General features: G+C 35.4%; 16 protein-coding genes. 1 reads left to right on the top strand and 15 read right to left on the bottom strand.

Annotated elements, in window-relative coordinates; genetic code table 11:
• Positions 1-7 precede the first annotated feature (7 nt).
• From EMTOL_RS11265 to EMTOL_RS11225, 9 genes are all read right to left on the bottom strand, one after another.
• Entirely contained in the window at positions 8-598 is a 591-nt protein-coding gene (locus tag EMTOL_RS11265) for a class I SAM-dependent DNA methyltransferase (RefSeq protein WP_015029413.1), read from the bottom strand.
• Positions 591-3,017, bottom strand: coding sequence for an ABC transporter permease (locus EMTOL_RS11260; protein WP_015029412.1), 2,427 nt, complete (start codon positions 3,015-3,017; stop codon positions 591-593). Before EMTOL_RS11260 ends, EMTOL_RS11265 begins: the two co-directional genes overlap by 8 nt.
• 49 nt (positions 3,018-3,066) lie before the next feature.
• Entirely contained in the window at positions 3,067-5,448 is a 2,382-nt protein-coding gene (locus EMTOL_RS11255; protein WP_015029411.1) for an ABC transporter permease, read from the bottom strand.
• Positions 5,449-5,507: 59 nt separating this feature from the next.
• Entirely contained in the window at positions 5,508-7,940 is a 2,433-nt protein-coding gene (locus EMTOL_RS11250; RefSeq protein ID WP_015029410.1) for an ABC transporter permease, read from the bottom strand.
• 140 nt (positions 7,941-8,080) lie between these two features.
• Entirely contained in the window at positions 8,081-10,516 is a 2,436-nt protein-coding gene (locus tag EMTOL_RS11245) for an ABC transporter permease (RefSeq protein ID WP_015029409.1), read from the bottom strand.
• A gap of 54 nt (positions 10,517-10,570) precedes the next feature.
• A complete protein-coding gene (locus EMTOL_RS11240) occupies positions 10,571-13,012 on the bottom strand; it encodes an ABC transporter permease (protein WP_015029408.1) in 2,442 nt (813 codons plus the stop codon).
• 52 nt (positions 13,013-13,064) lie between these two features.
• A complete protein-coding gene (locus EMTOL_RS11235) occupies positions 13,065-15,494 on the bottom strand; it encodes an ABC transporter permease (protein WP_015029407.1) in 2,430 nt (809 codons plus the stop codon).
• 106 nt (positions 15,495-15,600) lie between these two features.
• Positions 15,601-16,278: an ABC transporter ATP-binding protein gene (locus tag EMTOL_RS11230; protein ID WP_015029406.1), complete on the bottom strand. Its 678-nt coding sequence runs from the start codon at positions 16,276-16,278 to the stop codon at positions 15,601-15,603.
• A gap of 108 nt (positions 16,279-16,386) precedes the next feature.
• The gene (locus EMTOL_RS11225; protein WP_015029405.1) at positions 16,387-17,634 is read right to left on the bottom strand and encodes an efflux RND transporter periplasmic adaptor subunit; all 1,248 of its coding nucleotides are present in this window, start codon (positions 17,632-17,634) and stop codon (positions 16,387-16,389) included.
• 539 nt (positions 17,635-18,173) lie between these two features.
• Here EMTOL_RS11225 and EMTOL_RS11220 point away from each other — a divergent pair.
• Positions 18,174-19,520 (top strand): sigma-54-dependent transcriptional regulator, encoded by a 1,347-nt coding sequence (locus tag EMTOL_RS11220; RefSeq protein WP_015029404.1) that lies wholly within the window; start codon positions 18,174-18,176, stop codon positions 19,518-19,520.
• On the opposite strand, the gene EMTOL_RS11215 is transcribed toward EMTOL_RS11220, so the two are convergent.
• The 6 genes from EMTOL_RS11215 to EMTOL_RS11190 form a co-directional block, all read right to left on the bottom strand.
• Positions 19,517-19,864, bottom strand: coding sequence for an ArsC family reductase (locus EMTOL_RS11215; RefSeq protein ID WP_015029403.1), 348 nt, complete (start codon positions 19,862-19,864; stop codon positions 19,517-19,519). The two genes, EMTOL_RS11220 and EMTOL_RS11215, sit on opposite strands and share 4 nt — an antisense overlap.
• A 39-nt stretch (positions 19,865-19,903) precedes the next feature.
• The gene (locus EMTOL_RS11210; protein WP_015029402.1) at positions 19,904-20,455 is read right to left on the bottom strand and encodes a DUF4136 domain-containing protein; all 552 of its coding nucleotides are present in this window, start codon (positions 20,453-20,455) and stop codon (positions 19,904-19,906) included.
• A gap of 79 nt (positions 20,456-20,534) precedes the next feature.
• A complete protein-coding gene (locus tag EMTOL_RS11205) occupies positions 20,535-21,089 on the bottom strand; it encodes a DUF4136 domain-containing protein (RefSeq protein WP_015029401.1) in 555 nt (184 codons plus the stop codon).
• 238 nt (positions 21,090-21,327) lie between these two features.
• On the bottom strand, positions 21,328-22,353 hold the full coding sequence (gene aroB, locus EMTOL_RS11200) for a 3-dehydroquinate synthase (protein ID WP_015029400.1): 1,026 nt from the start codon (positions 22,351-22,353) through the stop codon (positions 21,328-21,330).
• Between the two features lie 205 nt (positions 22,354-22,558).
• Complete coding sequence (locus tag EMTOL_RS11195) at positions 22,559-23,398, bottom strand: alpha/beta fold hydrolase (RefSeq protein ID WP_015029399.1); 840 nt, start codon at positions 23,396-23,398, stop codon at positions 22,559-22,561.
• A 127-nt stretch (positions 23,399-23,525) separates the two neighbouring features.
• Complete coding sequence (locus EMTOL_RS11190; protein WP_015029398.1) at positions 23,526-25,040, bottom strand: class I adenylate-forming enzyme family protein; 1,515 nt, start codon at positions 25,038-25,040, stop codon at positions 23,526-23,528.
• Positions 25,041-25,086 lie beyond the last annotated feature (46 nt).

The following is a 25,086-nucleotide window of genomic DNA, read 5'->3' as shown; positions in this document are numbered from 1 at the left end:
TTTAAGTTTATTTCTTCTGTGCTAAAACTACCAAACCTCGATGTGTGTCTTTTTCTCGGTAATCTTTTATCATATCAATAACTTCGCATCCATTAGCCTCAAGTAATTGTATAATATCTTCTTTCAAAATAGCACTGTAATAAAACTCCTCGCCCATCATTGGATTTGTATGCTCGCCATCATCATCACCGTGGGTAAAAAGTAAATATCCGCCAGAATTGAGTAATCGAGCCACTTTAGGGTAAATCATTGCTTGCTTTTCTTTTGGAAAATGGAAGAACGAATCCCAAGCTAAAATACCATCAAATGTTTCCTTGGTTTCGAAGTCGAAAAAATCAGAAACAAGAAATTGAGTTTGGGGAATCTGTTGACTTTGAGCTATTTCTATCATTTTTTCGGCGAAATCAATACCAGTTACAAGCAAGCCTTTTGAAGCTAAATAACCTGCCACAGGCATACCAGTTCCACATCCTATATCTAATACTTTAGCATTCAGACTTAACTTTTCTGCAAAATCTACAATAATCTGGCTCACAAATGAACTATGCCTATGCTCAGCCCATATTTCGGCAATTTTATTATATGATTCTCTATTCATTTTGCAAACTATTTACAGGATTCATCAAAGCCGCTTTTACTGCCTGATAACTAACTGTCAATAAGGCAATTACGACAGCAGTTAGACCTGCCATTAAAAATACATTCCAGCCAATATTAATGCGATAGACAAAATCTGTTAGCCATTTTTCCATGAGATAATAAGCAATTGGAGAGGCTATCATTATAGCAATTGAAACCAAAACCAAGAAATCTTTAGAAAGTAAAAGCACTAAACTTGGGATACTCGCTCCTAATACTTTTCGAATACCAATCTCTTTGGTACGTTGGGCAATCATCATTAAAGCAATGGCAAATAAACCCATACAAGATAATAAAATAGCTAAGGCTGCAGCACTCATAATAATTTGAGAAAAACGCTCCTCTTTTCTATAAAGATTGTTAGTGTTTTCATCTAAAAACGAAGCTTGAAATACCGATTTAGGAGCGATTTCTTTGTAGGCTTTTGCTAATAAATCCATTGTTTCTTTGGGCGATGCCTGCGGAGCTAATTTGACAAAAATATAACTATAGCCAAAATCGCCTTGCAGGAAGAAGGTCATAGATTCGATTTTATTTTTTAGTGATTCGAAATGATAATCTTTCACCACGCCCACAATAGTTCGGCCTAAACTATCACCAATTGGGATATTTTTCCCGATTGGATTCTTGAAGCCTAACTGTTTCACCATAGACTCATTTACAACAATACTTCTTGATTTATCAGATTGAAATTCTCTTGAAAAATCACGTCCATTCGTGAGGCTTAGCCCAAGTGTTTTGATGTAATCATAATCAACGTTTAGTCCATTGGTATGATAAGTTTTTCCTTCCATTTCAAACCCATAACCCGAGTGCGACATCGAATTATCTTTTCCTCTGCCAATATTAATATCGGCGGCAGTAATACTCTGAATTTGTGGATAATTGGCCAGCTTATTTCTCATAAATTCAAGCATTTTTGTACCTTGAACTTCATGTCCAACGGGAATACTAATTACTTGACTTTCATCAAAACCTAAAGGTTTATTTCTTAAATAATCAATTTGTTTCCAAACAATCAAAGTGCTGCTAATAAGCAAGGTAGCAATACTAAATTGGACAATAATTAGAGTATTTCTTAGTCCACCTGAGCGTGTACTCACCTTTACTTTTCCTTTTAAAACTTCAATAATGTTGAATTTTGTAACAATTAATGCTGGGTAACCTCCAGCAACGAGTGTAACAATTAGGAAACTCGCCAACAATAAAACCGCTACCCAAGGGTTAAGCAGACTTTTAAAAGAAATAAAACTCTGAAAAATAGAATTATAGCTTGGCATCAGAGTTACGGCCAATACCCCTCCTATCGTAAAACCAATGATACATAAAATAAAAGCCTCACCCCAAAACTGAGCTAGAATCTGATTTTTTACCGCCCCTAAAGCTTTTCGCATGCCTACTTCTTTGGCACGTTCGAGCGAACGAGCAATTGATAAATTAATAAAATTGATACAAGCTACCAAAACTACCAATACACTAATAATCAACAACATATATGGGTAGGTTTTATCTAAAACCTGTATTCCGCCCAAGTTTTTTATAAAATGCTCTTCTAATAAAGGCATAAGTCTTATACTAAAAACTTCGCCTCGTTCATCGGGTTTTCCTCCTTCTTTCAGAATTTGCTCAATCGAGGTTTTATAATATTTACGAGTGAAAGGTTTAAGTCTTTTTTCAAAGTTATCGTGTGTAATATTATCCGCTAGTTGTACATAGAGTTGGTGATTTTGGTTATTCCATCCATCTTTCAAATCATGGTAGGACGGATTATTTTCAAACCTAAGCATCATTTCACTTTCAACACTTGAATTTTCGGGGGCATCGGCAATTACTCCACTTACAATAAAAGCCTCCATTTTTTCACCAAAATTCAGCTTAAGTGTTTGGCCTAATGGCTCCGAATCGCCAAATAATTTCTTGGATGTTGATTCATTAATTACAATGCTACGTAAATCGTTTAAAGCCGTATTTGGGTCGCCTTTTAGCATTTTAAACGAAAACATTTTCAAGAAGTCGGCATCAACATAATTTAGGTCATTATCAATTGTTTTTTCGCCTTGAACTATCTGCACGCCACTATCCATAATGCGTGTTAGGTATTTGATTTCTGACTTAAACTCAGAAGCTAATGCCCCACGCAGTGGTGCAGGAACAGAAGTACCCATTTGTTGTTTTTCTGCCAAGTTTAGCTTATAAAAAACTTTATAAATACGCTCTTTATTAGTGTGGAAATTATCGAAAGAAAATTCGAAATGAGCGGTAAGAAATAACAAAATGGCAGCTCCAAAAGCTACCGATAAACCTACGATATTGATAAGTGCGTAAGATTTGTTTTTCAACAAATTTCTAACAGCGATTTTTAGGTAATTGCGTATCATAATTTTATGGTGATTTGTAGAGACGTTTCATGAAACGTCTCTACGGGCGTTATTCTGTTTTTAATGATTTTACTGGGTTCATCATGGCAGCTTTCATTGCCTGATAACTTACCGTAAGTAAACCAACCATCAATAATCCTATAATGGTTAGTAAAAACATGTCAGCCCCTTGTTGAATGCGATATGGATAACTTTGTAGCAATTGTTCTGCCGCATAGTAGGCAGCTGGTGCAGCTATCAAATAAGCAATAAGAATGAGTTTTAGAAAATCAATCGACAAAATTCTTACGATACTATTAGTACTTGCTCCAAGAACTTTTCGTACACCAATTTCTTTGAAACGCTTTTCAGTAGCTAAAGAAGAAAGACCGAAAAGTCCGATACAAGAAATAAAAATTGTTAGCCATGCAGCCCAGCCAATTATTTGCTTCATTTTTATTTCCTTCGTGTAGTTCTTTGCATTGGTTTCATGTAAAAATTCATACTCAAATGGTTTTGTTGGCATCGAACTCTTGAATTTTTCTCTTACATAAGCAATTGTTTGCGAGATATTCTGTCCAGTTATTCGAATATAGAAAGCACCGTAACCTCCATGCTTAGGGTCGGCAATGAAAAGTTGTGGACGTACCTTTTCGTATAATGAACTATAATGATAATCTTTAATAACTCCTATAACTTGGTATTTATCTTTATTATGGAAAGCAATCGTCTGACCGATTGGATTTTTCCAATTAGCTTCCTTGACAAACGCTTCATTGACTAATACCGCAGTAGCAGTATCACTTGGAAAAGATGGCGAAAAATTACGTCCTTGTAACACTTTTAATCCAAGTAACTCAATGTATCTATTATCAACTACTTCTAAATCATGGTTGAGCTGTTTATCACCATTAACGGTAGATAGCGTAAACCAAAAACCTTGCTGACGTGGAGCCACTTGCTGAATCGTTGGGTATTTCTCTAATTCACTGATAAAAACGTTGGCTTTCGAACGTTCAACGTTTCCAGCATTCACAATCATAATATTCGAATCATCATAACCCAAACTCTGGTTCATGAATAAATCTACTTGCTTAAACTGCACTATCGTGAGTAGAATAAAGAAAGTAGCTAAACCAAATTGCAAAACCGTGAGCGATTTTTGTAGCAAATTTTTACCTCCAAATCTAAATCGCCCATAAAGTGTTTCTACTGGCTGAAAACCCGATAAAACCAAGGCAGGATAAAAACCAGATAAAAAAGCAGTTAGAATAAAGATAGCTAGATAAAGTAGCACCAACTTAGTGTCTAATAAATAGCTAAATGAAAGTGTTTTATCGGAAAGTTGATTAAAAGTTGGCAATGCCAAAACAGAAATGCAAATAGCTACAATAAAAGCTATTAAACTCAAAAGTGCCGACTCGGATAAAAATTGTATAATTAGTTGCTTGCGTTCGCTGCCCATTACTTTCCTAACACCAATTTCTTTGGCACGTTTCATCGAACGAGAAATAGCAATATTCACAAAGTTTATACAAGCAATTATTAGAATAAACGCCGCAATACCAGTTAAAAAATAAGAAAAAAGCTTATTTCCAGACTCTTTAATTCCATTTTGAGCTTGATAATCTTTACTTAGGTGCATTTCAAGAAATGGCTGTAATTTCCAGACTAATTTGCCTTTATAACCCCAATCTTTCAAGGCCTGAGCTATTTGTTCTTTAGCCTCCGCAGCATAGATTTTAGCAAATTTTTGCTCAATTATAGCGGGATTAGCTCCTTCTTTTACCGTGAAAAATGTATTCATATAAAAGTTAATCCATTGGTCATCTTGTACTTTATCATGATGCAATGGCAATAATAAGTTTATCTGAATACTTGAATTAATCGGTGATTTTTTTGTAACACCCGAAACGGTAAAATTCTGAAATTCATTATCGTAAAAGATAGAAAGCGGCTTTCCTAAAGCCTTGTTTTTCCCAAAAAAACGTTCGGCTACTTCTTCCGATATAACAACCGATTGTGGGTCAGATAGGGCTCTGTAAGGAGACCCTTCCACAAATTCAGCATCAAAAATTTTGAAGAAACTACTATCTACTTTCGTAACCTCTTGAATAAAGATTTCGTTGTTATGGCGAATATTAAATCTATCCCCTACAATTCTTACCATTTCTTCTAATTCCGGAACTTGTCGTTTAAAAGTTGCCCCCTGTACCATTCCCGAAATGCCTATTTTATGGACTTCTCCACTCGGACTTATTTCATCAGAAACTAAGCGATAAATGCTGTGTTTTTTACTTTGAAATTGATCGTAACTAAGTTCATCTTTCACAAATAAGGTGATAAGTAAACAAACAGTCAAACCCAAACTCAGTCCCAAAATATTAATGACAGAATAGAGTTTGTTGTTGATAATGTTTCTCCAAGCGATTTTAAAGTAATTGCGTATCATAATTTTGTGATTTTATATTTCGATTGTAGAGACAAGGCATGCTTTGTCTCTACGTGGATTTATTCTGTTTTCAATGATTTTACAGGATTCATCAACGCCGCCTCTATACTTCGAAAGGCAATTGTTAAAAAAGCTATTGCTAAGGTCATCAGTCCTGATAGTACAAAAACCCAAGTACTAATTCCAACCCTATATTCAAAATCTTGTAGCCAATTATTCATTAAATAATAGCCCAACGGAAAAGCTATCAACAATGAGAAACCTACTAACTTTATAAAATCTTTGGCTAATAAAATCACAATTTGTAGAACTGTGGCTCCTAATGTTTTACGAATCCCAATTTCTTTTGTACGCTGTTGAGTAGTGTAGGTAATTAGCCCGAACAAACCTAAACACGCAATAAAAATGGTAAGAATTGCAAAAGCCCGCAGAATAATTAACATATTGGCTTCTTTCAGATAAGTTTCATTGTATAGTTCATCTAAAAAAGCATATCTAAAGGTTTCGCCCGTACCAAAACTCTTCCAAATACTTTCCATTTTAGCCAATAAGCTAGCCATATCTTTGTTTTCGGCTTTTAAAATTAGACCATAATATGGCCCATATTGCATGATAAGTGGCTCGATTGGCTCACGCAAAGAGCGTGCATGAAAATCTTTGACAACACCTATGACTGTTTTGGTAGAGTTATCATCTAATTTGATTATTTCACCTACTGGATTTTTAGGTAATCCCAGAGCCTTTATTGCCGTTTCGTTGATTAAAACATTATTTGATTTTTGGTCTAACGCATCAGAAAGATTTCGTCCAAAATTGATTTTCATTCCCAAAGTGGGCACATAAGCCTCATCTACACTATAAATTCTCATACGAATGTGTTGTGTAGGGTCATCTGATTTTAAAAATGAATTCATATTATCATCGGTCGGACCCGCAGGTACATATGCCGATGTGGTAATATTCTTTACTCGTGGGTCTTTTTTTAGTTCGTCTCTAAAAACACTAAGCTTATTTCCTAAAAAACCTGCATCACGTATAACAATAAGTGAATTACGGTCATAACCAATGTCTTTTTTCTGGATATAATCCATTTGCTGGTTCACTACGATTGTCCCAATAATTAGAATGGCTGAAATGCCAAACTGAAAAACTACCAAAGTACTTCTAACCCCTTTGCTTCTACCTGATGTAAATCGACTTTTTAAAGCCCCTAAAGGATTAAACGAAGACATAAAGAATGCTGGATATCCACCAGCCAATAAGCTTATAGCAAAGACAAGACCCACCAATAAAGCAAGATTTTGCAACGATAATAATTGCCATATATAAAATGCTTTTCCACTTAACTGATTAAATAAAGGAAGTGTGAAATAGAAAATTCCGAGTCCGAGTAGAAGTGCAAAAAAAGTAGCTAAAAACGACTCAACTAAAAACTGTATGATTAATTGTTGTTGGGCTGAACCCAGTACTTTACGCATACCAATTTCCTTGAGGCGTTTTGAAGCCGAAGCAGTACTTAGATTTATGAAATTAATGCAAGCAATTAAAAGCATAAAGAGAGCAACAGTACTGAATATAAGTACAGTTTTATAACTACCTCCTGCTTCAAATTCTCCGCTAAGATTAGAGTAAAGATGGATATCCTTAATGGGTTGTAAGACCAAATTTACTTTATTACCTTTTGCTTCAAATTCACTTAAATTCATACCCATTTGTGCCTTGAGGTCAGCACTAAAATATTTGTCTGTCACTGATTTGATTTTGCTTTCGATTTGCTTCAAATCACTATTTCCTTTTAGGCTCAAATAAGTATAATATTGACCTGCAAGCCAACTAGGCGAATTAGCTGCCGAATTCGTAGCCATCGAACCAAGTAAATCAAAATGAAAATGTGCATTTGCTGGAATTTTTTCAATAATGCCACTTACCGTATATTGCCCAGAAAAATTATTAAAACCATTGAGTCCATAAATGCCAATACCCTCGATAGTAATTGTTTTATTCAGGGGGTCTGTATCGCCAAAATAAAGCTTGGCTTGCTCTTGTGTCAGTACAATCGAATAAGGTTCTTTCAAGGCAGTTTTAGGATTACCTTGAATCATTTTTATGGAGAAAACATCAAAAAATGTTTCATCAGCAAAAAATAATTTCCCGTTTCGAATAGTTTTTTGAGCTAATTTCACTTTAGCTGCATCAGTAATTTTATGAATTCGAGTGGTTTCTTTTATTTCAGGAATAGCCTGTTTGAGCGTAGCTGCTACAGGAGCCATAACAGCTGCTTCATTGATTTTTTCTTCACCCATTTTGGCTTGCAAAACAATCCTAGCAATATTCTCGGAATTGAATGTATCATAGCTCCACTCATCTAACACAAAAAGACTTATTGTTAGGAATGTAGCTAAACCAATTGCTAGACCCAAAACATTGATACCAAACAATGCTTTGTTTTTGAGTAGGTTTCGAACTGCAACTTTGAAGTAGTTTTTTAACATAGCTTTTTCATAATTTATTTTATTCAATCCAACTACATGCCAAATTTTCAAAACACTTACTATCAGTAATTTATAAAGAAAATAAAATATAATAGTGTCCGAAAATGGACACTATTGTACGTCTTTGGACATGCACGTCCTTATTCACTTTTCAATGATTTTATGGGATTCATCAAGGCCGCTTTCATTGATTGGAGGCTAACAGTAAAGATTGCAATTAAAATAGTAACGACTCCTGCCCCTAAAAATATCCAAATCGAAATTTCTGTTCTAAAAGCAAAGCTTTTCAACCAAATATTCATAGCATAATAGGCCAGCGGAGAGGCTATTAAAAAGGCTAAACAAACCAATTTCAGAAAGTCTTTCGATAGCAGTTGAACTATACTCCAAACACTTGCTCCGAGTACTTTTCTTACACCAATTTCTTTTGTACGCTGTTCGGCAATGTAAGTAATTAAACCAAACAAACCCAAACAAGCTATAAAGACAGTAAGTAAAGAAAAAACCATTGCGATAGTACCGATTCTTTGTTCGGCTCGATACATTTCATCAAATGATTCGTTCATAAAGTGATAATTAAATGGTATTTCGGGGGCGAAAGTCTTCCATTTTGCTTCGATTTGTTTCACAAGGGTTTGTGGCTCATCAGTGTTAATTTTGAAGGCCGTTACCCAAGCACTTTTTCCATAGCGAAAACATAGCGGACCAACCGATTCTCGCATCGACTCATAATGAAAATTCTTGACTACGCCAATAATTGTCAAAGCCTTCACATCATTAATATTACCATTATTGATATAAAGTTTTTTACCGATTGGGTTATCGTATCCAATCATTTTTGCGGCCTTTTCGTTGATGATAACGGCCGAAGAATCTGTGCTAAATACTTTTGAAAAATTCCTTCCTTGTAAAACTTTCATGTCAAGGGTAGGAATATAATCTTCATCAATTTCCCATGCTTGCATATTGAAGCTATTTTGGGTATTAAATAGAGCTTCCTTAGAAAAAGTATTATCGGTTCTAGATGAGTTAGCTACTGGTAAAAAACCAGCAAAAGTGGCATTTTTTACACCCGCCATTTTCTTTACTTCTTCTTTAAATACATGATTATTATCTCGTAAGGAAGAAGTGCCCGTGACCACTAAAATTTGGTCTTTCGAGAAACCCAAGTTTTTATTTTGAATATAATTGAGTTGACGATAAATGATAAAGGTTGAAATAACCAAAACCAACGAGGTGACAAATTGAAATGTAACTAAAGTATTTCGAAAGTTTGAACGACGGTAATTGGCATTAAGTTTACTTTTCAATACCTCGATAGGACGGAAAGATGACAAGAAAAACGAAGGATAATAGCCCGCCAAAACTCCAACAGCCATAGGTAAAAGAATTAAAAACGGTAGATATTGTACCTGAAAAAGCGACTGAATAGTAAATTGTTTTCCTGCAATATCATTAAAGTAGGGAATCAACAAAATAGCAATTGTAAGAGCAATCATAAAAGCTAAATAGCTAGTAAGTACAGACTCTGACATAAATTGTATAATAAGACTATTTCGTTGGGTACCCATTACCTTACGAATTCCTACTTCTTTGGCACGATTGGCCGAACGAGCCGTACTTAAATTCATAAAGTTTATACACGCAATCAGTAATAAAAACAAGGCTACTACTGAAAAAATATACACATATTGAATATCGCCGTTGGGACTTAGCTCGTAAATTCGGTCAGATTTTAAGTGAATATCCAACAGCGGCGTAAGTGAATATTTCAAATAATTACCACCTTTTTTGAAGTCTTCCATGCTATTAATATCCATGAACACCTTTGCTTGTGGTAAAATATACTTATCAATCACTACATCAAATTTCTTTTCAAACTCCTTATAATCAACTCCTTTTCGAAGTTTTATATAAGTATAAAAATTATGATTCAAGAAATTATCAAATTTATAATCATTGATATTCTTGAATGGGAAAAACATATCAGTCTGAAAATGGATATTAGAAGGCATATCTTCATAAACCGCTGTAATTTTATATTCAATAGGGTTATTGATTCCTATTGTCAATGTTTTACCCAAAGCTGAAGCATTTCCAAAATATTTTTTAGCAGCGGTTTGACTAATAACAAGCGTGTTAGGTTCAGTCAAAATCCTTCTCGAATCACCTTCTATGATATTCAAAGGAAAAACATCTAAAAGTGTAGAATCTGCGTGCAAGCAATTATTTTCAACCAAAAATTCATTACCTTTTTTGATAAATCTACGACTATTATTGGCATAAAGGCGAACATACTGCTCAACCTCCGCATAATCTTTTTTTAGTATTGCCCCAAATGGGTCAGAACTCACTGCCATTCGTTGCTCAGCTCCTCCAAACTTAATATCAGAATTGATACGATAAATTCGCTCTGCATCTTTAAACTGACGGTCATAACTAAGTTCATCAACAACATAAAGTGTTATCAACAAAAAACAGGTAAGACCAATAGCTAGACCAAAAATATTGATAAAGCTATATAACTTATTCTTCAAAATATTTCTCCAAGCGATTTTTAAATAATTGCGTATCATGGTTTTTTGATTGTTTACTGGGAAACTGATGTATTTGTAATAATTACCAAGATATTATTCCGTTTTCAATGACTCTACTGGGTTTACCCTAGCTGCTCGCCAAGACTGAGAAATTACCGTTAAAATACTTATCAGCAATAAAATAAATATACTAAAGCCTATTACGGCAGGACTTATTGAAACCCTTGAGACAAAGAAATCAAGCCATAAAGTATTAATAAAATAAGCCAATGGGGTAGCAATAAACACGGCAACTCCAAGCAAAATCATATAGCTTTTTGATAACAACATAATTATCTGAAACACACCTGAGCCTAAAACTTTTCTGATGCCCATTTCTTTACGACGAGTTTCGGCGGTGTAGGCGGCCATACCAAGCAAACCCAAGCAAGAAATGAAAACAGCCAAGAATGCGATGAAACCTAATACATTGGCTATATTGCTAAACATTGTATGAATTAGTAATAATTCTTGGTCGAAAAACTCATATTCAAACCTTGTCATTGGATTTACCTTTTTCCAAGTAGCTTCAAGGAATTTAAGCGTTTCTGTTTGGTTATTTCCGTTGATTCTGATAGTTGCGAAATTAAATTCTGATTGACGATTACGGAGCATCAGAGGCTCGATAGCACGCATAACATCGAGGTACTGAAAGTCTTTTACAACACCCACAATTTCTAAGTTATTGCCATCTACCAAAATACGTTGGCCGATTGCCTGCTTAGGAGTTCCTAACTTAAAATTACTCACCATTTTCTCATTGATAAGTGTATATTTTTCGCCATTAGTACTTGGAATCTCAGGTAGGTTTTTACCCGCCACAAGTTTCAATCCCCATACATCTACGCACTTAGCATCTATATCAATAAAATTAACTTGTAAACTATCTTTCGGACTATCAGATTTCTTTATAATTGTGCCATTTTGCATACCAGTAGCTGGCAAAAACATACAAGCCGAAACAGATACAACATCTTTATTTGTAGCAATAGCTTGGGCAAATCGCTTATAGTTTTCTTGTTTATAGAGATTTACGTTTACTACATTTTCTTTATTAAAACCATAATCAAAATTGAAAATTCGGTCTGTTTGAAGGTAGATTAATGTTGTTGAAATAATAAAAATCAATGAAACCGAAAATTGTACGACTAGCAAGGCTTTACGGATTGTAAGACGCTTGAAGATTTTTACACCACTAAAGTTTTTTAAAATCTGAATTGGGTTGAAAGCCGAAATATAAATAGATGGTAAAATACCCGCTACAACACCTACTAAAATACTAAAGGCAATAAATATTAAGTAAAGAGAAATATTCTGAGAAAATGTAATGTTTAGGTATTTGTTAACAACCAAGTTTGCGAAAAGTGATTGAAGAACAAACAAAATAACAATAGAAAAAACCAATGAAACCAATGATATTAATACAGATTCAGCAATAAACTGTCCAAATATTTGATTACGAGTGGCCCCTGAAACTTTTCTTACCCCCACCTCTTTAGCTCGAGTCAATGACCTTGCCACCGAAAGATTAGTGTAATTTAAACAGGCCGATAACATTACTATTAAACATAATACGCCTAGAATCACTAAGACTATTTTGGGTATTGAAATGTGCGTTTCATTTCCAATAGCACTACCTGGAGTAATTTCGGTAATAGATTGAGCCTTAAACGCATATTGATTTGTTTCGCCCTTTGGGAAATATTTATCGGATACCTTATTTAAAATTTGTTGTAAATCGGCCTCACTTTTCCCTTTTTGCATCAATACATAGGTATAATTTGACCAAATATTACCCCAGTCATTCATCTTATAATTTACTATCGAATCTTTAGCAAGTGCATTAAGCGTGCTAAGTGAAGCCAATATTTTGAATGGAAGATGTGTTTTACCTTCAACGGGTTTCAAAACACCTGTAATCGTAAAAAGTCCATATTCTGTTTCTCTGTTTCCGTTGTCTATCCCTGTTGGACTCAAATCGGTATTTTTGAAATTAACGATTTTCCCAATCGGATTCTCATTATAAAACAGTTGGGAGGCAAGCTCTTCGCTAATGACTAATGAGCGAGGATTTTCCAAAGCAGTTGCAGCATCACCAGCAGCCAGCTTAAAATCTAATATTTTAAATAAATTACCATCTGTAAAATATCCACCACCTGAAGCTATTTTATCATTATAAAAAATATCTCCTCCAATGTTTCTTACTAAGCTTGCCGATGCGTCTACCCCTGTATAATTCTTGCGTAATTCTTCACCCAACGGTAACGCCGATGAAGCCATATCCTTCATCTGACTATTATTCTTTCTAGTAGATAAAATACGATAGATTCGGTCTTTATTTTGATGGAATTGGTCATAACTCTTTTGCTCAGCAATGATTGAAAGTATTAATAAACATACCGACATACTCACTGCCAACCCAATAATATTAATAGAGCTAAAGGTTTTATTTTTGAGGAGATTTCTCCAAGCTGTTTTAAAGTAATTGCGTATCATAATTTTGTATTTTTTAATGTGTAGATAGGCTATGGCTTGTCTCTACGGAAGTTTATTCCGTCTTGAGTGATTTTACAGGATTCAGCAGGGCGGCCTTAATGGCTTGAAAACTCACCGTAAATAAAGCAATGATTACGGCAACGCCCCCTCCAATGGCAAACAGCCACCATGAGATTTCAGCCTTATAAGCAAAGTCTTGCAGCCATTGATTCATAAAATAGTATGCTATAGGGCTGGCTACCACAATAGCAATAAACACCAACTTAAGGAAATCTTTTGATAAAAGCGTAATGATACTCACCACCGAAGCCCCTAAAACCTTTCGCACGCCAATTTCTTTAGTTCTGCTTTCAGCGGTGAAAGTGGCTAAGCCAAAAAGACCTAAGCAAGCGATGATAATTGCCCAAACCGAGGCAGTTGTAAAGATTTTAGTATATTGCTCTTCAGAAAGGTATTGTCGATTAAAATTATCATCCACAAAGAAGTATTCGTACGGATTTCCCTCAAAATAAGTCTTATAGATTTTCTCTAAACTTGCTACTTTTGATTGAATTTCGTTAGAAGAAAGCTTAAGCGTAAAGTATGAACTACTATTTTGTGGATAGAATATCACTGGGTCAATTGCTCGCTGAACACCCATGTGATTATAATCTTTTACTACACCTATTACTTCAAGCACACGCTCATCCCATTGAATTTTTGTTCGAATAGCCTCTTCTGGAGTCTTGAAACCTAAAGCCTCAACTGCACTTTCATTCAACATCACTTTACTATTCTGATTCCATTCAACATCACATTCATCGTGCGTGAAATTTCTGCCCACTTTTAATTTTATTCCATAGGTTTGTAAATATCTATCACCGATAATTGCAAAAGCATAGGTCTTTTGTTCATCTCCTTGCTTCGAATTAGGTTGAGTAAGACCAGTAGTCATGAAATTATACCAACTACTCGGCACGCTACCCGAAAGTGCATAATCTTTTACATAGCTTTGCTGCGAAATAGTATTAATAAATGCGTCTTTACGAGTTTTATAAGTACTATCTTTACCAACTTCTGCACCTCTTATCACCAAGAGTTGACTAACATTCATACCTAAATCTTTTTGCTGCATGAATTGCAGTTGTCGATAAATTATACAAGTTGCTAAAATCAAGATGATTGAAATTGCAAACTGTGAAACAACCAATGATTTACGAAGTAATACCCCTTTCGAATACTTATTAAATTTTCCTTTCAGTGTTTCTACTGGGCTAAACGAAGATAGAAAATAAGCAGTTAGTACACCCGAACCAATTGAACCCAAAGCCAATAGTCCAACACCTATCATCCAATCTTTTGAAAATTGAAGAGTCGTAAATGAAAGCTTTTTTTCAATTAAATCATTAAATACTGGCTGTAGAATAATAACCAATAAAAGCGATACCCCAAAACCTAAGAGGTTTGTAAGTAATGATTCTGCCAAAAATTGTTTGAGTAAATCAGACTGTTTAGCCCCTATTACTTTTCTTACCCCAATCTCGTTGGCACGTTTTAATGAATTAGCTGTTGAAATATTGATGTAATTAAACCAAGCAATAATAAGTATCAGAAAGGCAATTCCGCCTAACATATACACATATTTAATATTACCTGTTGTTCGGAGGGTATCGGAAAAAGATTCTCCTAAATGAATATTCGCTAAGGCTTGTAATCTAAAAATCACTCCATCATTTTCTTTACCTAATTTTTGGCGAAGATTTGTGAGTTTCTTCTCAAAATTTTTCACATTTACGCCCTCATTAAGTAGAAAGTACGTACTAATGTACTGGGAATCTAAATTATCCAATCTCGCCCAACTATTATCCTTCAGATTGGCTGGATTTTTAAGTGTTTCGAGCGAAAACACCATATCATATCGAATATCTGAGTTATCAAGCATATCAGCAAATACACCTTCAACCGTATAAGATGCGTTACCGAACTGATTATCAAGTATGAGTATTTGCCCCATAGGGTTTTCCTTTCCAAAATATTTCTTCGCACTTGATTCAGAAATAAAAACTACATTGGGCTTCGCCAATGATTTCGCATTACCTTCTAATAGAGGAAAACTAAAGAACTCAAAGAAATTTCCTTCAGCAAAACCAATACCCGCTTCTCTAAATGGTTCGCTTCTGCTATTGGCACGTTTTACTACTCCTTTGGTTACACCTTGCTCAAAACGGCAGAAATCTTTTACCTCCGGAAAACTCTCTTTTGCTTTCAGAGCCCAACCCGGCTCCATATCGGCCCAAGTTACCCCCTGAGGATTCTGATTAAGCAAACGATAGATGTTGGGTAGGTTCGCATGAAATTTATTCACACTTTTCTCAAGGCTAATGTATTCTAGAATAAATAAAAATGCCGATATACCCATAGCCAAACCAACAATATTGATGAAGCTATATACTTTGTTTCGAATGAGGTTTCGAAATGCAATTTTTATATAATTAAATAACATATTTAGTCAATGGCAATTAGCTTTTAGCAAACTAGCTAAAGAGCAGTTATAAATTAGTTGAAGTAAACTCAAATCAATAGCTAAAAGCTAATAGCCTAAAGCTATTCTATACATGGAAGTTTTCGGTAACTACTTTTCCATCAAACAAATTGATAACGCGGTGCGAGAAACCTGCATCATAAGGTGAGTGCGTAACCATTACTATCGTTGTGCCCTCATTGTTAAGTTCTTGCAAAAGCTTCATTACTTCTTCGCCATTTGATGAATCTAAATTACCAGTAGGCTCATCGGCTAAAATCATTTTTGGCTTGGCTACTACCGCACGAGCGATGGCTACACGCTGCTGCTGACCACCCGAAAGTTGTTGTGGAAAATGGTTTCGTCGGTGCATCATGTTCATACGCTCGAGAGCGGTTTCTACTTTTTGCTTACGTTCGTCAGCAGGAGTCTTTAAATATAACAATGGAAGTTCAACGTTTTCGTAAACTGTTAATTCATCAATCAAATTGAAACTTTGAAATACGAATCCGATAGACCCTTTACGAAGCGAAGCACGCTGACGCTCCGACATAGTAGCTACTTCATTGCCATAAAAATCATAGCTTCCACCCGATGGATTATCAAGCAAGCCCAAGATATTTAGTAATGTTGACTTACCACAGCCAGATGGCCCCATAATGGCTACAAATTCACCATCTTTTATTTCAATCGAAATTCCGTTGAGGGCAGTTGTTTCAACTTCCTCAGTTGTAAATACTTTCTGAAGGTTGGTAGTTTTTATCATTTTATTAGCTTTTGGCTATTAGCTTGGGGCGATATACCTCTTTGCTTTTTGCCTTATTTTTGTTTCAAATTATTTAAACTTAACTGTAAATTTGCCAATAGTCGTACGCTAGAAGCTCAAAACTTCGTTTTCTCCAAAGTTTTCGTATGAACTTGTAATTACCTGTTCGCCTACTTGTAAGCCTTCCAAAACTTCAAAATATTCTGGATTTTTACGGCCTAATGTAATCTTACGTTTAGATGCTTTTTTGCCCGATTTATCTAAAACATACACCCAGTTTCCGCCAGTATCTGAGAAGAAACCTCCTACTGGTAAAAGTATTGCTTTGGTTGCTTTGCCTAATTCTAAACGAATGGGTGATGATTGTCCACGTTTGATTCCTTCTGGAACACCCTTAGAAAAAATCATATCTACTTGAAAACGGCCATTGCGAACTTCTGGATAAATTTTCGTAATTTCTAGAGCATAATCTTTTCCATTGAACTCAAAAGAACCTCCTAGGCCAGCAAAAATTCTTGAAATATAATGCTCATCAATATCCACACGCATCTTAAAACCATTCAAATCATCAATTTGTCCGATATTTTGCCCTTGATTAATATTTGAGCCCACTTCTACATCAATGCTTGAAAGTAAACCGCCAACTGGAGCTTTCACTACTAAGTTTTCGAGCGTTTCACGCCATAATTGAACATTTTTTTGCGTTCTTTCAAGCGTTCCTTCCAATTGCTTTATTTGCATTGTGGCATTTTCTTCTTGATATTTTGAGGACTCGAACGTGATTTCACGTTGTTTCATTAATTTTTCATAGTCACGTTTCGACTTCAAGAATTCTGACTCCGCAATTACTTTATCATTATTGAGCTTTTTATTTCTATCGTATAAGTCTTTTGCTTGGTCAATTTGATAATCGAGGTCATTAATTGTTTGGCGAATCGTAAACTTTTCAACTTTCAATCGTTGACGTGTATTTTGGAGGTCATTTACCAATCGGCTCGCCTCTGTTTCTGATTGCAAGAAACTAAGTTTTAAATTTTGATTTTCAAGCTTCAAAATTACTTGTCCTTGTTTCACCATATTTCCACCATCAACTACTTTTTCTTTTACATAACCTCCTACGATGGCATCCAAACGAATGGTTTTCAATGGCAAGACAACGCCAGTTACTACAATAAATTCATCGAAATCACCTTGGGTAACTGTCGATACCGTAAGTTTATCTTTTTCAACATTGAGTTTTGAACGTTTATCAGCAAAGGCGAATTGCCACACCAAAAAGATGGTTAATAACGCACCTCCGCTAATCATTGCTATACGTTGTGTATTCCAAAACTTTTTCTGTATCTGTCTGTCCATTGTTTTAATTTAGGCTTTTAGTTCTTAAAGCTTATTGTTCTTGCAACTATTAAATTTTATTAAAATACTAAATTCTCGAAAAATACTTATTTGTATATCTTTAAAAGTATTTACATCTACAACATTCCAAAGCTATGCCAAAAACACAAAGCATTCATTATCAGATACTTACAAAATATTATTTATTTTAAACTGTCCGTTTTCGGACATACTTTGTACGTTGTCGGACGGAATATATCTTACAGGTTTTTCATCTAAAAATTAAATTATCTCACAACCGCCTAATTATCAAACAATTAGCAAAAGTAAATTAGTAGGAACAAGTAACGGAATAATTTTTGCCGTAGATTAAATAAACATTTGGCTATTAGTTCTTATCATTTAGTTATTTTTATATCAAAAATTAATAGCTGAATTAATTACATTCGTAATCAAACAAGCATTATTGAAGTTTCTTTTGAAACAAAACTCATTCTGTGACAATTTCAATGTCTTTCTCGCTAAAAGCCAATGGCTGATAGCTAAAAACCTATAAAACTATGTCGAAACTCTTAATAATTGATGATGATGTTGATGTACTAAGTGCAGCTAAGTTATTCTTAAAACGCCACTTTAGCCAAGTAGATATTGAGAAAAACCCCGAAAGAATTCCATTTTTAATTAATAACGGACAATACGATGTAGTCTTGCTCGACATGAACTTCACGCGTGATGTAAATACTGGCAAAGAAGGTTTTGAATGGCTCGACCGAATTTTAGATATTGACCCCAACATTTCGGTAGTACTTTTCACAGCTTATGGTGATGTAGAAATGGCCGTACGAGCAATCAAAGTAGGGGCCGTAGATTTTGTTTTGAAGCCTTGGGAAAACACCAAACTGCTCGAAACGATGCAATCGGCGTATGAAATTCGACAAGAAAAACTTGGTGAAAAATTACCAGTAACTAATACAAAAAAAAGCACATCCTCTACACAAATTATTGGGAGTAGCCAAGCTATGCTTAAAATTTTCGAAACTATTGAGCGAGTAGCCAATACTGATGCCAATATTTTAATTTTGGGAGAAAACGGAACGGGCAAAGACCTCATTGCCAGATTGATACACGAAAAATCTAATCGTGCGGAAATGCCATTCGTACATTCAGATTTAGGTGCAATTTCAGAAACTTTATTTGAAAGTGAGCTTTTTGGGCACGTAAAAGGGGCATTTACTGATGCCCGAGAAGACCGTGCAGGAAGATTTGAGGAAGCTAATGGAGGAACAATATTTTTAGATGAAATTGGCAATATTCCTCTTCCATTACAAGCCAAACTTTTAACCGTTTTGCAAAATAGAAATGTTACGAAAGTAGGTTCAAACAAACCTAAAAATATTGATATTCGATTGATTTGTGCTACCAACGAACCCATCTATGACAGAGTTGGTCAACGTACATTCCGACAAGATTTATTGTACAGAATCAATACTATTGAAATAAAACTCCCACCACTCCGTGAACGCCCCGAAGATATTATTCCTCTAGCCGAACATTTCTTGAAAATTTATCGAAAGAAATACAATCGTCCAGTAAATAGTATCAGTGCTAACTTGGCCAAACAGTTGCAACGCTATCATTGGGCAGGCAATGTGCGTGAACTTCAACACGCCGTTGAGCGTGCCGTTATCCTTTCGCAAGGAGCAGCTCTTCAGCCTGAAGATTTTTTCTTTGAGGCTAGACAAGAAACAGCACCTTCATTCGACCAAACTTACCAATTGGAAGAAGTAGAGAAGATGCTGATTATTAAGACATTGAAAAAATTCAATGGAAATATCACTGAAGCAGCAAGAGAAATGGGACTCACTCGACAGGCTCTTTATAGAAGAGTGGAGAAGTACGGCATTTAACCAAATACTTCTTCATAATCTTCAGCCTTAAATCCCATTGCTAAAATCTTATCTGATTCTACAATTGGACGTTTAATAACTGAAGTCTTTTCAAGCATCAATGCAATTGCAGAAGCATTATCTGTAATGTTTGCTTTTTCTTCTTCGGTGAGTTTTTTGAATGTAGTGCCTGCTCGATTGACAAGTTTATCGTAAGGAACCTGAGTAAGCCATTCTTCGAGTTTCTCGGGCGTGATACCTTTCTTTTTATAATCATGAAACTCGAAAGCAATGTTATGGTCTTTGAGCCAAGTAAGGGCTTTTTTTACTGTATCACAATTTGGAATTCCGTAAACTGTTAGCATTCTTTTCTAAAAATATTTGAGTAATAGCCGCTAAGATATTCAATAGCGGCTATTTTCCCTAAAACTAATAGACTTTTCGTTGGTTGCGAAAAGTGGATACTGGTCAAAGATATTTCGTACAATACTCTTAAAATAATTTTTCTTTGAAGATGCTTTATTAAAAATACCTGTAGCATACCCACGCCAAACAACTTCGCTAGTTTCGGCCTCAATCATTGAAATCATGAGTGTGCCTTTTCCTAATTCGTATTTTACAGGTTTATACAAATAACTATCGTCTTCGGTTGAAACCCAACTTACAAGTGCAGGTTGTTCGTAGCCCTTGTATTTCAGACGGTCATAATAAATTGAAAAATTGACAAAAATATTGGGTTTTTGAGCGTTAAACTCATAACCACGAGCACGCATCTGATACTGAATTGCCTGTTGTACATCTTCACACAGAATATTCGTATCACGTTCACAATCAACAAAAGCGTAGGTTTTATATTTCTTAAACTGAGTTGAGTAGCGGTAATCATTTTCTACAAATACTCTCATACAACTACTCATTAAAACCCCTGTTATGATAAATAATAGTAGTTTCTTCATCTTGATTTACGGTTTTTTTATTCCTTTATTTTTGATAGTAAATATCAAAAGCATTAGAAATGAGCGATAGTAGAGACTACTATAAATCTTCTAACCTACGTGGTTTTTCGCCCGCAGCAAAAAGTGGGTATTGGTCGAAAATATTTCGAACAATGCTGCGATAGTAGTTTATGGGTTTATTCACCTGTTTATTGAATACCCCCGAAGCATAACCTCGCCAAATGAGTCGACTCGTTTCAGCATCCAAAAGTGATACTAAAATCATTCCACCGCCAAAATGAAAATTTTGAATTTTATAAGTATCATCACCATCGAAACGATTCACCCAACGTTCAAGAGATGGTTGGAAATACCCTTTATAGTCTACACGGTCACGGATGATACTGTAGCTTACCAAAAGGCCTGGGTCTTCGGCAACTACCTTGTAGCCACGAGCTTTCATCTGACGACGAATAGCATCTTGAATTTCGGTACATACAAATGAAGTATCAATCTCGCAGTTAAGAAAATTGTAAGTGCGATATTTTGTGAAGTCGGTCTCATAACTATAATCGTTATCGACCATAAGTTTGATAGAATTACAGCTTGATAATGCTAAAACAATGAGTGCAGACAATAAATAGAATTTTTTCATAAGGCTTATAAATTGAATTGATTTTTAAACAAAATGATTTTCAAACCATGGAAAAACCATGAAAAGACTTTCTATCAACTACTTACAAATATCTCAATGGAAAGCAGCCTACCATTGCAGTATATTCAAAACTAATTAATTTCTTCTAAAAAATCAAGTTTTTGTTGCTTTATCTCGCCTCTTTGCCTTCCATCTTCGGTAGCAAACATTCAATTATTTTTCTACACCCATTTCTTCATCAGCCTTTGTAATATTCTAAGGCTTTTTTCATTTCATTTTTTGTCACTACTATATCATATAAGCAACTACCTGCGGCATTAATCAACGAAAATCTCACCTCTTTTCCTTTATTCTTTTTATCCTGCTGAGTTAATGCAATGATTGTATCAAAATCAGCAGCATCCATTTCTACTTTTCCGTATATCGAAAATATAAATTCTTCAATTTGTTCGAGTGTTTTTTCATCAATCAAACCCCTTTCATAAGCTATATACGACTCGCAGACCATTCCGGTTGCAATGGCTTCGCCATGAAGTAACTTTTTTTTGCCTTTTGGTAGAAAAAATGTTTCTACTGCATGCCCTAGCGTATGTCCGAAGTTCAGAATTTTACGTAAACCTTTTTCGGTTGGGTCTTGCTCAACAACTTTTTTCTTAATTTCAACCGAATGAGCAATTAAATCTGGCAGGTCTTGGTCGGCTAAATCTCTTTTTCTTATCACCTGCCATTTATCGCCATCTTGAATCAAGCAATGTTTCAAGATTTCAGCAAAACCAGAACGTTTTTCTCTTTCCGAAAGCGTTTCTAAAAATACAGGGTCAATTAAAACGGCATTGGGTAATGTAAAAACACCTAAATGATTTTTGAAACCCTGAAAATCAATTCCTAATTTCCCTCCTACGCTGGCATCTACTTGCGAAAGCAAAGTGGTAGGAATTTGAATAAAATCAATACCACGTTTGTAAGTTGCGGCACAAAAGCCTCCCATATCGCCAATTACACCTCCACCTAAATTTATCATCAAAGCATGACGGTCAAGTTGAGCCTCAGTCATGGCCGACCAGATTACTTCACAGGTTTGTAAGTTCTTGTGTTCTTCACCATTTTTTACAGTAATCACCGTGTGTTTCGGTAAAGAATCTTTGATAACTGGATAACAAAAACGCTTTGTATTTGTATCGGTCAATACTATGATTTTAGAATAACTTTTTGTTTCGAGAAAAGTTTTTAAACTTTCGGAAATTGGAGAAATAATTACTGACATTTGAACTTTTTTTGATTAAAATTCAAAGTTAGTGATTGAAGTGGAGAAATAAGGAAATTGGAGGGCTAAATTCTTTAAGTTTAGCTATAAATTACCGATTGAAAATAAATTTACTACCAAGGCACAACCAACACAAACTTACACAGAGCAAGTATTTTGTATAATTCTATGCCTCAGTAGTTTATTACTTTGAAGTTGTGTACTATTAATTTGCCAAAAATGACTCTATCCCTGCTACAATATCTTTTGCTCCTTGTCCATAAAGCATTGTTTGGTGATTACCCCAAACTTCTTTATACTGGCAATTTTTCATGAGAGATACAGTTTCTAAGGCAAATTCTTTAGGCAATAGAGGAGCATCGAGTGCATAATTCATAGTTCCATTCAATAAAATAGCTGGTTGCTCAACCGCCTTGATATAATCAAGCCAAGGTTCGCCAAAAGAGCCTTTCAAAATTGCCTCAGTCATATTTTCGGGCGTAGAACGCTGAGTTACGCTTCCATCATTATTTAATTTTACATCGGCCTGATAATAGCTTAGCATGGTATCTTCCCAGTAGGTCATGTATGCTCCCGCTTTGACTTTTTCAAGATACGTTTCAAAAGATGGATACGTTTGTCCAATTCTGCTGAGGGCAGGGCCAAGCATTTCTTTGGTTTGTGGGTGTAATCGGGCGGCGGCATCGAGTAATAATAACTTTTCTAATCTTTCAGCATGATGAAAGGCCATGTAAAAAGTCAATAAAGCCCCAAAAGAATGCCCACCAACGATACATTTTTCAATACCTAAACCATCCATGAGTCCTAAGATATCTTCGGCATGGTCTTTCATCGTATATCCTTCAGTGGGTTTATCACTCAAGCCTCTACCCCTTAAATCAACACTAATTACTCGCCATTTTTTTCCCAAACCTTCAGCCAAAAGTCCATCAAAAGCATGAGAATTGGCCGTAAGTCCGTGCATCAAGATGATTACTGGCCCTTCAGTTTCAGTATCTATATAATGTAAATTGATGCTATTGGTATGAATATTTTTGCTAATCATTATTAATTTGGATTATGATTTTTAACCATATTTAATTCAACAGCCCACCTTAGATTCACGATTTCTCTTTTTCCTGTTGAGCCTCCTCCTTTTCTACTTTCTGTTGAATAATCTATAATTGAGAAATCTACTCTTTCAAATAATTATCTTTCAATTCTCGCTTTAAAATTTTACCCGCCACGTTTTTCGGGAAATCATCAACAAAAAACACATCCGAAACCTTCTGATAGCGGGCTTCTAAGTTATCATTTGCAAACTTCTTTATTTCTTCGGCCGTTATTGTCGAACCTTTTTTTAGAATCACAGCCGCAATTGGCGTTTCGCCCCATTCAGCATGAGTAACCCCAAAAACTGATACATTTTCTACTGATGAGTGACGAGCAATTACTTCTTCAATATCAACAGGATACACATTTACTCCTCCCGAAATGATGAGGTCTTTCTTACGACCAGTTAGAAATAAATAACCATCTTCATCTAAGTACCCAACGTCTCCCGTAAAGAGCCAATCATCTTGAATAGCCTCGGCGGTTTTCTCTGGGTTTTTATAATACCCAGTCATCAAAAGTGGACTTTTTCCTACAATCTCCCCTATCTGTCCATTCGGTAATTCGTTTCCTGCATCATCTACAATTTTTATTTCCATAAATTGTGGAGGAGCACCCACCGAACCTGATTTTAGTCGAAATTCGGTTTTATCCAAAATTGTCATAAAGCCTTCAGTTAGGCCATAGAGTTCGTAAAAAACATTAGGAGCTCGACGGTCGAGCTCTTCTTTATGTTCGAGCAAAAGTGGTGCACCTACCGAAAGAATATACTCTAAAGATTGTAAGTTTTCTTGGTTAAATTCTTCAAGATTTAGGCAAGAAACAATCTGCGATGGTACTAAAATCGTGTGAGTAACTTTTTCTTGTTTGATTACTTCGGTCACTGCGTGTGCGTCAAAATGGTCGAGTAAAATGTACGTTCCACCCACAAACATGACAGGCATAAGTGTAAGAAAAGAGCCATTGAATACAATTGAGCCAGAGTGCATTACCACACTTTCGGGAGTCATGCGGAAATAATTGGCAAATAATGAACCGTATAATGCACGCACTTGATGACTAATCACAATACCCTTTGGTAAGCCTGTTGTACCACTGCTATACATGATATTATAGGGGTCATCATTTTGTATATCTACCCTCGGAGGCTCTGATGTTGGCTTGTTTTCTTTTAGCTGATGATAGTTTTTGTAGCTATCTTGAGTTGAATCTGTAAGCCAAAAATTCTTACACAAAAGCTCACTTCGCACCTCGTTGATATAAGGCATGAGGCTTTGGTTAGTAATCACTAAATCTGTATCCGAATCATTCAATAAATTTATCAGACCACTACCACGCAACATAGGGCTATTGGGTACACATACTGCACCGATTTTAGCACAAGCCCAGTAGGTTTCGTATAATTCGAAGCTATTGGGTAAAAGCGTTGATACCTTACTTCCTTTGGTAATGCCAATAGATAGGAAAGCATGGCAAAGCTGATTAACCGAGGCATTAAATGCTCGATACGTGAGGCGTTGGTCATTGAAGACAAAAGCTAAATGATTGGGACGATATTGTGCGTTACGTGTAAGTAGTTGGCTGATGTTGAGCATTTTAATTAATATTTTCTATAAATTTCCTCAAATTAAAAACTAAGAA

It is taken from the genome of Emticicia oligotrophica DSM 17448, from assembly GCF_000263195.1.
GTDB lineage: Bacteria > Bacteroidota > Bacteroidia > Cytophagales > Spirosomataceae > Emticicia > Emticicia oligotrophica.
Note: the sequence above shows the minus strand (reverse complement) of the source record. Positions and strands in the feature narration are given on the sequence as shown.